Origin of the sequence: Klebsiella pasteurii, from assembly GCF_018139045.1 — a bacterium.
GTDB classification, from domain to species: Bacteria; Pseudomonadota; Gammaproteobacteria; order Enterobacterales; family Enterobacteriaceae; genus Klebsiella; species Klebsiella grimontii.
Genome location: NZ_CP073236.1, coordinates 786,295 through 799,261, shown reverse-complemented (window position 1 = coordinate 799,261; position 12,967 = coordinate 786,295). Strand labels below are relative to the sequence as shown.

Here is a 12,967-nt window from a genome sequence, read left to right as displayed (position 1 = left end):
AACAGGCGAACGACTGAACGCCTGGCGTTCATTGCCAGGCAGTTAAGCCGGCATCAATAAATGGGAAGCCGATCATTGAAAAGAGAGCATATAGCAAGCGGTCATGATCAGTAACCCACCCATCAGGACGTTAAATACACGGATCCGCTGAGCGCTACTTAGTAATGTTGATACTTTATTTCCCAGTATTGCCCATGCAGCCAGAGAGATGTAACACACTGAAAAATAGATAATTATAAAGGTAATCAGCATTGTGTGGGTTGACGAATCAGAAAATAGCGCCACCCCAGATGCACAGGCGATCCAGGCTTTAGGATTGAGCCACTGGAGTAAAAAACCCTGAACGAAACCTGGGGTATCTGTTTTTTTCAGAGATAACTCAGGTTGGGACGAAGCTATCTTATAACCCACAAATATAATAAATGCTGAACCGGCGATATTAAGATATTTTAAGAAGAGTGGATACGACTCGATAACGGCATAGAACCCAAAACCGACAAGGATAAGTAATAGCGTAAATCCTATGGTAGCACCTGAAACAAACGGAAGGGTTTTTCTAAATCCATGGTTCGCCCCTGAAGATATAATAACCATATTCACCGGACCTGGCGAAAAGGACATCGTCAGAGCGAACATAAACATTGCCAAAATCAAACTCATTTTCTCTCCATACTCTTATGAATGCATAATAAAACAGCGTCGATTTTTCTTGCATGACCGTATTTTGTTATAGTGACAGGTTACAGAAAAAATCGGGTGAGATTAAGTGGGTTTTCTTTAAGGGTGTATTAGATTTTTTATGTGATAATTTCGATAAAACATGAAATTTAATAAAACAATAAAGATTTGATAGTTAATCACCGGGAAATAAGTCACGTTAACCGCATTGATACAAGGGCCATAAACCTTGAATCCTATAAAAAACAGCGCGCACGTTTACCCGCTAAACACTGCAAGGATTATCACCATGATGCGTATCGTGCCTGTCTTCGCTCACGGATCGTTAATCAATCCCCTTTTGTTATGTGCCAGCCCGGCCAGCAACAGTATCAATGCCAGGAAAACACCCATTGAACTTCACATAGTGCAGACGAGCCTCATCCTGTTCGTCTGTATCCGGCGCCAGTAAATCATCGCTTTCGACGAACCCCCGCCCCTGACGCACCCGGCGGGCGCGCACTTCTGATATTCAGATGGAATGCAGAATTGTAAATAACCAGCGATCTATGCGTGTGCCAGGGGTGAACTGCGCGCTTTTTTCAAGCGCGCGGACACAGGTACACAGAACCAGTTCTTCGGCAACTTCACGGTTACGCGTCAGAACCAGCCCATAACGCCACAGGCGTGTCAGATGTTCAGCAAGATGCTGACGGACGTCGCTGATCGTGATTTTTTTATCCTCATCTCCTTATTCAGGACTCAGGATGACCGTCGATCGCAGCCTGGAGATCCCGGTACTCCTCGCAGCTATGGCCGCACAGCGCGGCGATAGTTTTCAATTGCGCTTTTGCCAGGTCAGGACGACCTTTCGCCAGCCATGCTTCACCAAGATATTCACGTACTTTGGCATAGGTCGGATCGAGCGCGATTGAACGCTGATAGTAGCCGATGCCCTCATCGGTACGTCCCAGCTTACGCGTGGCATAGCCCCGTTTATTCCTGCATCTTTCTGTCAGACCATGATGGCGACGCAGTGAAGCGGGTTATCTGGTCGCCAAATAAGTGATAGCCAGGAGCGGATATTGCTTTCCAGCGATTATTGCCCTAAGAGTTAATGACCGAAGGTTATGAGGACAAACACTGTGCTTCTGGAGACGCTTAAAGGACTCGAATGTTCTCTTCATGGCGACAAGCGCAAAGAGCGGGAATGGCTTGAGCAGATACTTCATGAGGAATTTAGAGAAATAACACGATCGGGTGTGCTAGTTGATCGTGCTGAAACAATAGCGGCACTTTCTACTGAAGAATATGTTCCGCCTCTTCTCAGTCGAGATTTCAGACTTATCAGCGTTAGAGATAATTTCGCAATCTTACACTACAGGACTTTTCATCAAGATGGCAGCCGTGCATCTCTTCGTTCCTCATGCTGGGAAATGTCAGGGAATGGCCAATGGAAAATGGTATTCCATCAGGGTACTCCGGAGTCAAATGGCAAGAAGCGGACACTCTCGCCCTGAGCCTGGCGAAGCATTTCGCTAAAGCAAATAACAAACGGTCGTCACGTTGGATAACGGATCTCAAATACGATGAAAGTGATATGGGTGAGGCACGCAGAAACCGAGTGGAATCAAAAAGGAATTATTCAGGGACATCGCGACAGCGTCGTAACCCACCGCGGTATGCAAGAAACAGCGGCGTTACTGACAGCGCTGACGAAAGAGGCATATCCGATAGAATGTGTTTACAGCTCCCCGCTTGGGCGCGCCTGGCATATGGGGCTGAAGCTGTCTCAAGGTCTTGGCTGCCCGCTAAAAGTTGAAGCATCTCTTAAGGAACAGTCATTTGGTTGCTTTGAAGGGATATCTTTCGAGCACTTCAGGCGAGACAATCCGCATGATGCAGATGCGTTGCTCGCCCGTGATGCAGCGTATTGTCCCCCGGAGGGAGAGTCGTTAGCTCAGGCCACAGGACGCGTGATAAATTTCTTACAACACCTGCAAAATACCAATGAACATCAGATCGTCTGTGTTGTTTCTCACGGGCATGTCAGTCAGGGCGTACTGGCGATACTTAAAGAAGGGACTCTCGATAACTTCTCTCGCTATGCTCACCCCAATGCGAGTTACTCTGTTCTCGATTTTATGGACGGCAAAGGCGCCGCGCTCAGTTGGGGGATGGCTACCCACCTTATTCAACGTCAACGGTAAACTGCCATTAAGACCACAGCGGTCCTATATGCCCGAGCGGGTATTAGAAGTGATGAACCCATGATTTTGCTGATACATTTTTCATCAATGCCTCACGCCATGGCGTGAGGCGTCAGCTAGCCCCCGATCTCACTCACGCTTTTTTACATAGTGGCTAAAGCGCAGATTGCTTCAAAAAAATTACCGTATTTGGTATATTGTTGTTTATTGCTTACTCACCTCTGCGGTGCCAAAAAGAACAAGATTCACCGCTACCCAGGATAAAAAAATGTTAGATTACCGCTTCCCGACAGCTTTGCAGATGGTTCTCAGCGTAGCAATGGCGGAGCAGTTGGGTGAACGTTCGACGAGTGCGATTCTGGCCTACGGTCTGGAAGCCAACCCGAGCTTTATCCGCAAACTCATGGTTCCTCTCACCCGTGACGGCATCATCGTCTCTACGCTTGGCCGCAACGGCTCTATTCATCTTGGCCGCCCGGCGGAAGAGATCACCCTACGCGATATCTACGTCTCCGTCATCGAAGATAAAAAGCTCTGGGCGTCGCGTCCTGACGTCCCCGCCCGCTGCGTGGTCAGCGCGAATGCGTGCTGGTACTTCAAATCTATCGCCGATGAAGCGGAACAGGCTTCGCTACAGGTACTGGCGCGCCACACCGTGGCAAGTGCGCTGGAAGAAGTGAAAAAAGCCGATACCAGCGGGTGCGATCCGGTGCCTGAACTTATCGCCAAGTATAAAGAAGCCCATTAATTTTCCTTGAGCGCAAAAAAAACCGCCTTCACTGTGAAGACGGTTTTTTGTTATCTGCCGCACCCTACGCCTGCGAAACGTCCTCTACCGGTTTACCGCGCGTCACGAATTTACGCAGCGTCACATAGAACACCGGAGTCAGGAACAGACCAAACAGCGTCACCCCCAGCATCCCGGAGAATACCGTAATCCCGGTGACGCCACGGACTTCCGCGCCCGCGCCGTGGCCGAGGATCAGCGGGATGGTCCCGGCGATAAAGGCGATGGAGGTCATCACGATCGGGCGTAAACGCAGGCGGCACGCTTCCAGCGCCGCTTCCATGATCCCTTTCCCCTGCATTTCCAGCTCGCGGGCAAACTCGACGATCAGAATCGCGTTTTTACAGGCCAGCCCCATCAGCACCACCAGACCCACCTGCACGAACACGTTGTTATCGCCCCCGGTCAGCCAGACGCCAAACAGCGCAGACAGCATCGTCATCGGTACGATAAGGATCACCGCCAGCGGCAGCGTCCAGCTTTCATACAGCGCCGCCAGCACCAAAAACGCCAGTAGTACCGCCACCGGGAAGACGATCAGCGCCGTATTGCCCTGGGTGGCCTGCTGGAAGCTCAGGTCCGTCCATTCAATATTCATCCCGTTCGGCAATATCTGTTTAGACATCTCGTTAAGCTGCGTCATCGCTTGCGAGGAAGAGAGTACGCGAGGGTCGGCGTCGCCAATCAGATCCGCTGCCGGATAACCATTGTAGCGAATCACCGGGTCCGGTCCGTAGGTGGTGCTGATATTTACCATACTGCCGATCGGCACCATTTCGCCCTGATTATTGCGGGTGCGCAAATTGGCAATATCCTCCACGCTTTCGCGGAACGGACCGTCGGCCTGCGCCATGACGCGCCAGGTACGCCCGAACTGGTTAAAGTCATTGACATAAGAGGAGCCCAGATAGGTTTGCAGCGTACCGAACAGATCGGTCAACGACACGCCCTGCGCTTTCGCCTTATCACGATCGACCTGCACATCCAGTTGCGGAACGTTAGCCTGGTAGGTGGAGATCGGGAAATGCATCCCCGGCGTCTGCATAATCGTAGCGGACATCGCGTTCACCGCGCTTTGCAGCGCGCCGTAGCCAAGACCTGCCCGGTCCTGAATATAGAGCGAATAGCCGGAGCCCTGACCCAGCCCTAAAATCGGCGGCGGCAAAATCGAGAAGCCAAAGCCCTGCTGGATTTGCGCGATTTTGGCGTTAATCTCGGCGTTAATTTCCGCCGCCGAATGTTTACGCTGGTCGAACGGCTTCAGGCCAAAGAAGACCGTCCCGGTATTCGGCGTATTGGTGAACTGCAGCGCATTCAGCCCCGGGAACGCGACCGCATAGTCCACGCCTTCGGTATTCATCCCGATTTCGCTCATTTTACGGATCACCGCATCGGTGCGCGCCAGCGAAGATCCTTCCGGCATTTTCACGCCGCCGATTAAGTACAGCTTATCCTGAGTCGGAATAAACCCGCCGGGGACGATTTTAAACATGACGCCTGCGGCGCAGAGCAGCAGCAGATACACCGCAAACACCGCCCCGCGTCGTCCGAGCGTTTTACCCACCAGCCCCTGATAGCCGTTCGAGCTGCGATGGAAAAAGCGGTTAAACGGACGGAAGATCCAGCCGAACAGACGATCGATAAGCCGGGTCGGGAAGTCCTTCGGCGCGCCGTGCGGCTTCAATAGCAGCGCGGCCAGCGCCGGAGAGAGCGTCAGCGAGTTGATGGCCGAAATCACCGTGGAAATCGCGATCGTCACCGCAAACTGCTTATAGAACTGACCGGTCACGCCCGAGAGAAACGCCATCGGGACGAACACCGCGCACAGCACCAGCGCAATGGCAATGATCGGCCCGGACACTTCACGCATCGCCTGATGCGCCGCGGCAAGGGGAGCCAGCCCCTCCTCGATATTTCGCTCGACGTTTTCCACCACTACGATGGCGTCATCCACCACGATGCCGATAGCCAGCACCAGCCCGAACAAGCTCAGGGTATTCAACGAGAAGCCCAGCAGGTAGAGAATGCTGAAGGTTCCCACCACCGAGACCGGCACCGCGATCAGCGGAATAATCGACGCGCGCCAGGTTTGCAGGAACAGGATCACCACCAGCACCACCAGCACCACCGCTTCCAGCAGCGTTTGCACGACCGCGCGAATGGAGTCGCGAACAAACACCGTCGGGTCGTAAGGCGCCGCCCATTGCATATCCTGCGGGAAACGCTTCGACAGCTCGTCCATTTTGGCGCGCACCGCGTTCGAGAGATCGATGGCGTTCGCCCCCGGCGACTGGAAGATACCAATTCCGACCGCATCTTTATTGTTCAGCTGAGAACGCAGCGCATAGCTGCCGGAGCCCATTTCGATACGCGCCACGTCGCGCAGGCGCACCAGCGAGCCGTCCTGCGCCGTTTTGAGAATAATATTGCCAAACTCTTCTTCGGTATGCAGACGCCCCTGGGCGTTAATGGAGATCAGGAAATCGCTCTCTTTCGGCAGCGGCTCGGCGCCAAGCTGCCCGGCGGAAACCTGGACGTTTTGCTCCTGCATCGCCGTGACCACATCCGATGCTGTCAGCCCGCGCGCCGCCACTTTATTGGGATCGAGCCAGACGCGCATCGCGTATTCACCCGAGCCAAAAATCTGAATTTGGCCGACGCCGGGCAGGCGCGCCAGTTCATCCTTCACCTTAAGCGTGGCGTAGTTACGCATATACAGAGAGTCGTATTTACCGCCGGGCGAAAACAGATGCACCACCAGCGTCAGCGTCGGCGACTGCTTCTGGGTGGTGATCCCCAAACGCCGCACATCTTCCGGTAGACGCGCTTCGGCCTGCGATACCCGGTTTTGCACCTGGACCTGCGCCTGATCCGGGTCGGTACCCGGACGGAAGGTGACGGTGGTCACCAGCACGCCGTCGGATCCGGCGACGGATTTCATGTACATCATGTTTTCAACGCCGTTGATCGCCTCTTCCAGCGGCGTCGCCACGGTCTCAGCGATCACTTTCGGGTTGGCGCCGGGATACTCCGCGCGCACCTGCACGCTGGGCGGCACGACGTCAGGATATTCGCTGACCGGCAGCAGCGGGATGGCGATTAATCCGGTGATAAAAATCAGAATCGACAGCACCGCGGCGAAAATTGGCCTGTCGATAAAAAAGCGGGAAAAGTCCATGGGTCGGATTCTCAGATAAGGGATCAGTTAAGGGCGGTGCTGGCGGTCATAGCCACGGTTTTCGCGTTAACCGGCATCCCCGGCATAAACACTTTTTGCAAACCCTCGACGATGACTTTATCGCCAGGCTTCAGCCCCTGCTGCACGATGCGCAAACCGTCCGCCAGACGCCCCGGCGTAATATCACGACGCTGCGCTTTACCCTCTTTATCAACGACATAAACATATTTACGATCCTGATCGGTCAACACCGCTTTGTCATCGATAAGCGTGGCGTTGAACTCCGCGCTGCCCGGCAGGCGGACGCGGGCAAAGAGCCCCGGCGTGAACTGACGCTGGGCGTTATCCAGTAGCGCGCGCATCCGGATCGTGCCGGTACTCGGCGTTAACTGATTATCAAGAAAATCCACTTTCCCCTGATGGGGGTAACCCTCTTCGCCAACAAGGCCAATCTCAACCGGCAGCGCCAGGTGATTGCTCGACGCGCCCTGCCCGCTGCGGGCGAGACTTTGATAGTGAAGGTAGGTCGACTCGTCCACGTCAAAGTAGACGTAAACCGTCTTTTGCGATACCAGCGTGGTCAGGACGCTGGCGCTGTCGCCAGCCGTGACCAGGTTACCGCTGGTGATCAACGCGCGGCTGGCGCGGCCATCGATAGGCGCGGTCACTTTGGTGAAATCCAGGTTAAGCTGCGCGGCGTCGACCGCCGCCTGCGCGGCGCGGATGTCGGCCTGCGCCTGGGTGGCCGCCGCACGGCGCTGCTCCCACTCTTCGCGGGAAACCAGATTGGTATTGACTAATTTATCGGTACGATTAGCCTCGCTTCGCGCCAGGCTGGCCTGGGTTTTGGCTCTCGCCAGCGTCGCCTGCGCCTGTTCCAGCGCGGCGCGATAGGTTCTGTCATCGATAGTGAACAGCACCTCGCCCTTTTTCACCTCCTGGCCGTCGGTGTAATTCACTTTATCAATGTAGCCGGAGACTCGGGGTCGGAGCTGAACGCTTTCCACCGCTTCAATCCGACCGTTGAAGCTATCCCACTGGCTGATGGATTTGACGACCACGTCAGCGGCGCTGACCGCGGGCGCTTGCGGCGCGGCGTTTTGCGCGACTCCCTCATCGCATCCGACGAGGAGCGCGGAGAGTAACATCACGCCCGGCACAGTCAGATGAAAGTTACCCCAGGTTTTTTGCAGGCTCATTATTTTTATTCCGGTATTGGTAGCCGCCGGGCAAGACGCAGCGGAAGACGCCGCGCCACTTCCTTTGTCCGGGCTGGCTTAAGGCCATTTGTGTCGTTCATCGCCACAAAACTGTAACAATTGCAAATACACTATCGCGGCGATTGTAGGAAGGCGCTAAATTTAGTGCAAGAATAATTGTTGCACTTTATGTGCTATTCCTGGCACAGGAAAAAGGCGCGTTTTCACCGGGGATTTAAATGCAACAATAAAACTTGCAATTAACGCAAAAACGGGCCACCTTTAAATGCAACAGATAAAGATGCTTTTTAATACACTGCGTTGAGGAGACAAGATGAACACTGGCGCATTCATTCACGATTTACTCGACTGGATCGACAACAATCTTGATAGCCGGCTTGACATTGGCACCGTCGCCAGGCGAGCCGGCTATTCGAAATGGCATCTGCAGCGGCTATTTAAGGAGCATACCGGTTATCCCCTCGCCGAGTATATTCGGGCGCAAAAGTTACAAAAATCGGTCGAGCGCTTAGCCCACAGCGACGAACCGATTTTGAACGTGGCGATCGCCCTCGGCTTTGACTCCCAGCAGTCCTTCAACCGCAGCTTCAAGCGTCAGTTCGGCCAGGCGCCCGGCGCATGGCGACGCAGTATCGGCTGCGCGCAAACGCAGGGGTTACGCCAGCAATCCGCTCACCTGTCGGAAAAAGGCTTACGCTCTCAGCGTTGATCCCATTGCAGTCTCTGCCCCGAACAGTTTGGCTGGCGGCATACTGCCAGCTTCACCTCACACCTTATCAAGGCCGGGCGTCACTGCGGGCTCCGCCGTTCTTCGACCGGCAAAATAGTGCGCGGGCGTGCTGCCCATCGTTTTTCTGAACATAGTGATAAACGCGTTTACCGACTCATAGCCCAGATTAGCCGCCACGTTTTGCACCGATACCCCGCTTGCCAGCTCCCGAAGGGCAATAATCAAATGCAGCTGCTGACGCCATCGCCCAAAGGTCAGCCCGGTTTCGCGCAGCATCAGGCGGGCTAATGAGCGCTCGCTGAGCGCCAGCCGTTTCGCCCAGACTTTAAAGGTGCTGCGATCCTCCGGGTGGCTGACCAGCGCATCCGCCATAGCGCGGATCTTAGGGTGCGCCGAAACCGGCAGGCTTAATTTCTGCTGCGGCATGGCGGCAAGTTCATCGAGCGTCACTCTGATCAATCGGCCGACATGGCTCTCCGCCGGATAATCAACCTCCTCAGTCGTTAGGCGGTCGACGAGCTCTTTAATCAGCGGTGAAATCGCCAGGGTGCAGCATTTCTCCGGCAGCGCGGCGGCGCCGGGTTCAATAAATAAATAGTTGAGATGCGCATTCCATGTCGCTTTGGCACTGTGCGGGATCCCGCCGGGGATCCACACCGCGCAGTCTGGCGGCACTATCCAGATATCGTTTTCCGCGCGACAAATCACCGCCCCATAGAGGGCAACGATCAGCTGGCCTTTGCGGTGGGTATGAACCGGCACTTCTGCCGCATAATCAACGAAATCAATATGCCGCGCGACGGCCGGGTTCGACGTGCTATCGGGATCAAACAGGGTATGGGCGAGTCTGGATGGCATTTTATTGGCAACATTTAGGTATTTTTTGACAGAATAGAGTATTTAAGGACCTACGCAAAGCGGGAATAATTCCCGCCATGAGCAAATTATCTTTCCATCACAGCCCTCTTTTGCACGCGATAAGCCGTTGGTCAGGTCGCATGGCCACGCCCGCGCTGCTGAGCGATGCCCATGCCCTGCTCTATTCGATCAGGAGTTTTGCCGCCGCGATGCTCGCGTATTACCTCGCCCTGGCGATTGGCCTTGAACGGCCCTCGTGGGCGATCATCACCGTCTATATCGTGTCGCAAACTTCGGTAGGCGCCTCCCTGAGCAGGAGCCTCTATCGCCTGGCGGGTACCGTGGCCGGCGCGGGGGCCACGGTATTGATTGTGCCCACGTTTGTGAATACGCCGATTTTATGCAGCGTGATGCTGACAGGCTGGATCACCTTCTGCCTCTATTTGTCACTACTTGAACGCACGCCCCGCGCCTATGCCTTTGTGCTGGCCGGTTATACCGCAAGTCTGATTGGTTTTCCCGCCGTCGCCGATCCCGGCACGGTGTTTAACATCGCCATCATCCGGGTACAGGAGATCTTGATTGGCATCGCCTGCGCCGCGCTGATCCACCGCTACATTCTGCCTACCCGGATATCAGGATTGTTCAACAGCAAATTAGCGCAAACGCTTGACGCCGCGCGACAGCGGATTGCCGACACGCTGGCAGGCAAGTCCGATACGCAGTCAGAGCCGCTGCACCTGGCGCTGGCGCTGCAGTTCCTGCAGGGTATCAGCCACCACATCCCGTATGATTTCGCTCTTTCGGTACCGGTCCGCCAGGCCAGGAAAGCGCTCCATGACCGGCTGGCGCGGTTAGTCATTGTCAACGGTGAATTACGCGACCGTTTGCAGGCGATCGCGCAGATGCCCGCCGATACGCGGACGCTGCTGGATGACGTTCAGGCCTGGCTGAATTGCGGCGATAGCGGAAAACGCAAAAACACCGCGAAAACGCTGCAACAGCGCAGCGCACAGTTAGCGCAGCGATACGCCGCGCAGGCGCTGACCTTTGAGGATGCGCTGCAGGTGAATTTCTTACGCTACATCGCTGAGTCGATTGCCCTCCTGCAGCAGTGCGAACGGCTTTCAGAGGCCATCCATCACGCCAGACCCGCGACAATGCAGGCGGAAGACCGTACGGCGAAAGGATATGTATTCCATCGCGATCCCCTCAGTGCCGCCCGAACGGCGCTGGGCGCGTTTGTCATCATCCTGAGCGGCTGTCTGGCATGGATTTATTCCGCCTGGCCGGATGGCGGCACGGCGGTGTCGATTCTGGGGGTTTGCTGCACGCTGTTTGGCAGTTTCGACACCCCGGCCCCGCATATTGTGAAATACATTATCGGCTCGGTCTGGGGCGTAATAATAAGCCTGATCTATAGCTTCGCCCTGCTTCCCCCGATCGGCGATTTCCCCGTGCTGGTGGCGGTACTTGCCCCAGTCTATCTGCTTGCCGGATCGCTGCAGGCGCGCCCCCCCACCACCTTTATGGCGATGGGGATCACCCTGACGCTGCCTGTGCTCTGCGAGCTGGGCGCGCGCTACAGCGGGGACTTCGCCGACGCGGCCAACACCGCTATCGCCCTGTTTTTGGCAACCGGCTTTGCGGTTATCGGCATGAGTCTGCTGCAAACCGTGCAGGCGGACGCGGCGATAAACCGTCTGCTGAAACTGTGCCAACGCGATATTCGTCGCAGCGTGAACGGCGCGTTTAGAGGCGATGAAACGCACTGGACCAATCTGATGATCGACCGGGTCGCCCTGCTGCTGCCACGCTTGCCGCGCAGCGGGCAATCCTCCGCACGGGCGCTCGATCGCCTGGTGCACTTTCTGCGCATAGGTCTCTGCGTGATGCGCCTGCGCCGCTGCGAAACGCCCGCCGGCAGCGATATCCACGAGGTGCTTTATCGTCTTACCCACACAACGGAGACCGAAGCCTTACGCGAGCGCATTGCCGCCATGGCGGACAGCTGCTTGCCCACGACGGATGAACATTCACGCCAGCTTGTCGACAGTCTGGTCGATCTGCACTGTGCGTTACGAGCGCAAAACGAGGAACCGACGCATGATCAATGACATCAATATCGGCGGGGTTTTTATCCCCGGCCTGCTGCTAACCGCACTCATTGCCCTGGTCTGTACGCTGTTACTCGTGCCGCTTTTCTCTGTCAGCAGGCTTTACCGCCGCCTGCCCTTACGCCCGTTGCTTGATGTCTCAACCTATATCGTGACCTTTTTCCTGCTTTTGCAGGGCCTGACCACACTGGGGTTATTCGCATGAAATCTTTATTCTCTTTGCTCGGCCGTTACGCGCTGACGTTAATCGCAGTAGCGGTGGCGGCTTTCGTGGCGTTTATTTTCTGGAAACAGTATGCGCAGACGCCATGGACGCGCGATGGCCGCGTGCGGGCAGATGTGGTGCAGATTGCGCCGGACGTTTCCGGGCCGGTGAGCAGCGTGGCGGTGCGGGATAATCAGTGGGTTAACCGTGGCGATGTACTTTACGCCATCGACCCGCGTTGGCTAAAGCTGGCGGTGCTCAGCGCGCAGGCCGACGTCGAGGCAAAGCGTCATGAGATGGTGATGCGCCAGGATGCGGCCCGGCGACGCGCGCTCATCAAAGGGGTCATTTCCGGCGAGGACATCCAGCAAACAGGCAGCGCAGCGCGCGTCGCGGCGGCCAATTACCAGGGGGCGCAGGCTGCGCTGGAACTGGCGCAGCTGAATTTATCCCATGCGACTGTGCGCGCACCGGTTGCCGGCTACGTCACGCATCTTCGGCTTCGCCCCGGCGACTATGCCACGGCGGGAGAGACCAAGGTCGCCATTGTCGATGCGCACAGTTTCTGGGTGGTGGGCTATTTTGAAGAGACCAAGCTGCGTCATATCCGCGTCGGCAGCGCTGCGCACATTTCGCTGATGGGGTTTGACCCGCTCATCACCGGGCATGTGGAAAGTATCGGCCGGGGGATCGACGATAACAATGACGAGACGGGCGGGCTGGGGCTGCCGGATGTCAATCCCACCTTCAGCTGGGTGCGGCTTGCGCAGCGAGTCCCTGTCCGTATCCAGCTAGACAAAATTCCGGAAGGGATTGAGCTGGTGGCGGGATTATCCGCCAGCGTTTCCATCCTGCCTGAAAAGCCCTGACGGCAGGCGTAGCGGAGGATCGGGCTACGTGGCTCAGGCTCTCCCCCCATAGTGGACACAAGACTAAATGAGGAAGCGATGCGTCCTTCAAAAATATCTGGCCCGAATATACCGAACTCGATATTCTGTAATGCTT

11 protein-coding genes and 2 pseudogenes are annotated in these 12,967 nt (G+C 55.7%); 7 read left to right on the top strand and 6 right to left on the bottom strand.

Annotation, left to right across the window (positions count from 1 at the left end; translation table 11 throughout):
• Nucleotides 1-72 precede the first annotated feature (72 nt).
• From KCG39_RS03820 to KCG39_RS03810, 3 genes and pseudogenes are all read right to left on the bottom strand, one after another.
• Nucleotides 73-660, bottom strand: coding sequence for a LysE family translocator (locus KCG39_RS03820; RefSeq protein ID WP_049115665.1), 588 nt, complete (start codon nt 658-660; stop codon nt 73-75).
• Between the two features lie 415 nt (nt 661-1,075).
• Nucleotides 1,076-1,384, bottom strand: a pseudogene (locus tag KCG39_RS03815) (sigma factor); the annotation flags it as partial.
• 28 nt (nt 1,385-1,412) lie between these two features.
• Nucleotides 1,413-1,658 (bottom strand): annotated as a pseudogene (locus KCG39_RS03810) (tetratricopeptide repeat protein); the annotation flags it as partial.
• A 129-nt stretch (nt 1,659-1,787) separates the two neighbouring features.
• Between KCG39_RS03810 and KCG39_RS03805 the strand changes: the two are divergent.
• The 3 genes from KCG39_RS03805 (at nt 1,788) to oqxR (ending at nt 3,615) form a co-directional block, all read left to right on the top strand.
• On the top strand, nt 1,788-2,177 hold the full coding sequence (locus KCG39_RS03805; RefSeq protein WP_211172091.1) for a nuclear transport factor 2 family protein: 390 nt from the start codon (nt 1,788-1,790) through the stop codon (nt 2,175-2,177).
• 69 nt (nt 2,178-2,246) lie between these two features.
• Complete coding sequence (locus KCG39_RS03800; RefSeq protein ID WP_004121014.1) at nt 2,247-2,867, top strand: histidine phosphatase family protein; 621 nt, start codon at nt 2,247-2,249, stop codon at nt 2,865-2,867.
• A gap of 268 nt (nt 2,868-3,135) precedes the next feature.
• Entirely contained in the window at nt 3,136-3,615 is a 480-nt protein-coding gene (gene oqxR, locus KCG39_RS03795; RefSeq protein ID WP_004121015.1) for an efflux pump transcriptional repressor OqxR, read from the top strand.
• 64 nt (nt 3,616-3,679) lie between these two features.
• Here the strand turns inward: oqxR and oqxB are convergent, their stop codons facing one another.
• Entirely contained in the window at nt 3,680-6,832 is a 3,153-nt protein-coding gene (gene oqxB / locus KCG39_RS03790) for a multidrug efflux RND transporter permease subunit OqxB (RefSeq protein WP_211811553.1), read from the bottom strand.
• A gap of 23 nt (nt 6,833-6,855) precedes the next feature.
• On the bottom strand, nt 6,856-8,031 hold the full coding sequence (gene oqxA, locus KCG39_RS03785; protein ID WP_004121017.1) for a multidrug efflux RND transporter periplasmic adaptor subunit OqxA: 1,176 nt from the start codon (nt 8,029-8,031) through the stop codon (nt 6,856-6,858).
• A gap of 334 nt (nt 8,032-8,365) precedes the next feature.
• On the opposite strand from oqxA, the gene KCG39_RS03780 reads away from it, so the two are divergent.
• Entirely contained in the window at nt 8,366-8,761 is a 396-nt protein-coding gene (locus KCG39_RS03780) for a helix-turn-helix domain-containing protein (protein WP_211811552.1), read from the top strand.
• Between the two features lie 57 nt (nt 8,762-8,818).
• Here KCG39_RS03780 and KCG39_RS03775 read toward each other — a convergent pair whose 3' ends face one another.
• Nucleotides 8,819-9,640 (bottom strand): AraC family transcriptional regulator, encoded by an 822-nt coding sequence (locus KCG39_RS03775; RefSeq protein ID WP_004121019.1) that lies wholly within the window; start codon nt 9,638-9,640, stop codon nt 8,819-8,821.
• Between the two features lie 77 nt (nt 9,641-9,717).
• Between KCG39_RS03775 and KCG39_RS03770 the strand changes: the two genes are divergently transcribed.
• The 3 genes from KCG39_RS03770 to KCG39_RS03760 are packed head-to-tail and all read left to right on the top strand — an operon-like array spanning nt 9,718 to nt 12,831.
• On the top strand, nt 9,718-11,757 hold the full coding sequence (locus KCG39_RS03770; RefSeq protein WP_142468219.1) for an FUSC family protein: 2,040 nt from the start codon (nt 9,718-9,720) through the stop codon (nt 11,755-11,757).
• Nucleotides 11,747-11,962 carry a DUF1656 domain-containing protein gene (locus KCG39_RS03765; protein WP_004121021.1) on the top strand — a complete coding sequence of 72 codons (216 nt, stop codon included), beginning with the start codon at nt 11,747-11,749 and terminating at the stop codon, nt 11,960-11,962. The genes KCG39_RS03770 and KCG39_RS03765 overlap by 11 nt, the downstream gene beginning before the upstream one ends.
• A complete protein-coding gene (locus tag KCG39_RS03760; RefSeq protein WP_112165220.1) occupies nt 11,959-12,831 on the top strand; it encodes an efflux RND transporter periplasmic adaptor subunit in 873 nt (290 codons plus the stop codon). The genes KCG39_RS03765 and KCG39_RS03760 overlap by 4 nt, the downstream gene beginning before the upstream one ends.
• The last annotated feature ends 136 nt before the right edge of the window (nt 12,832-12,967 follow it).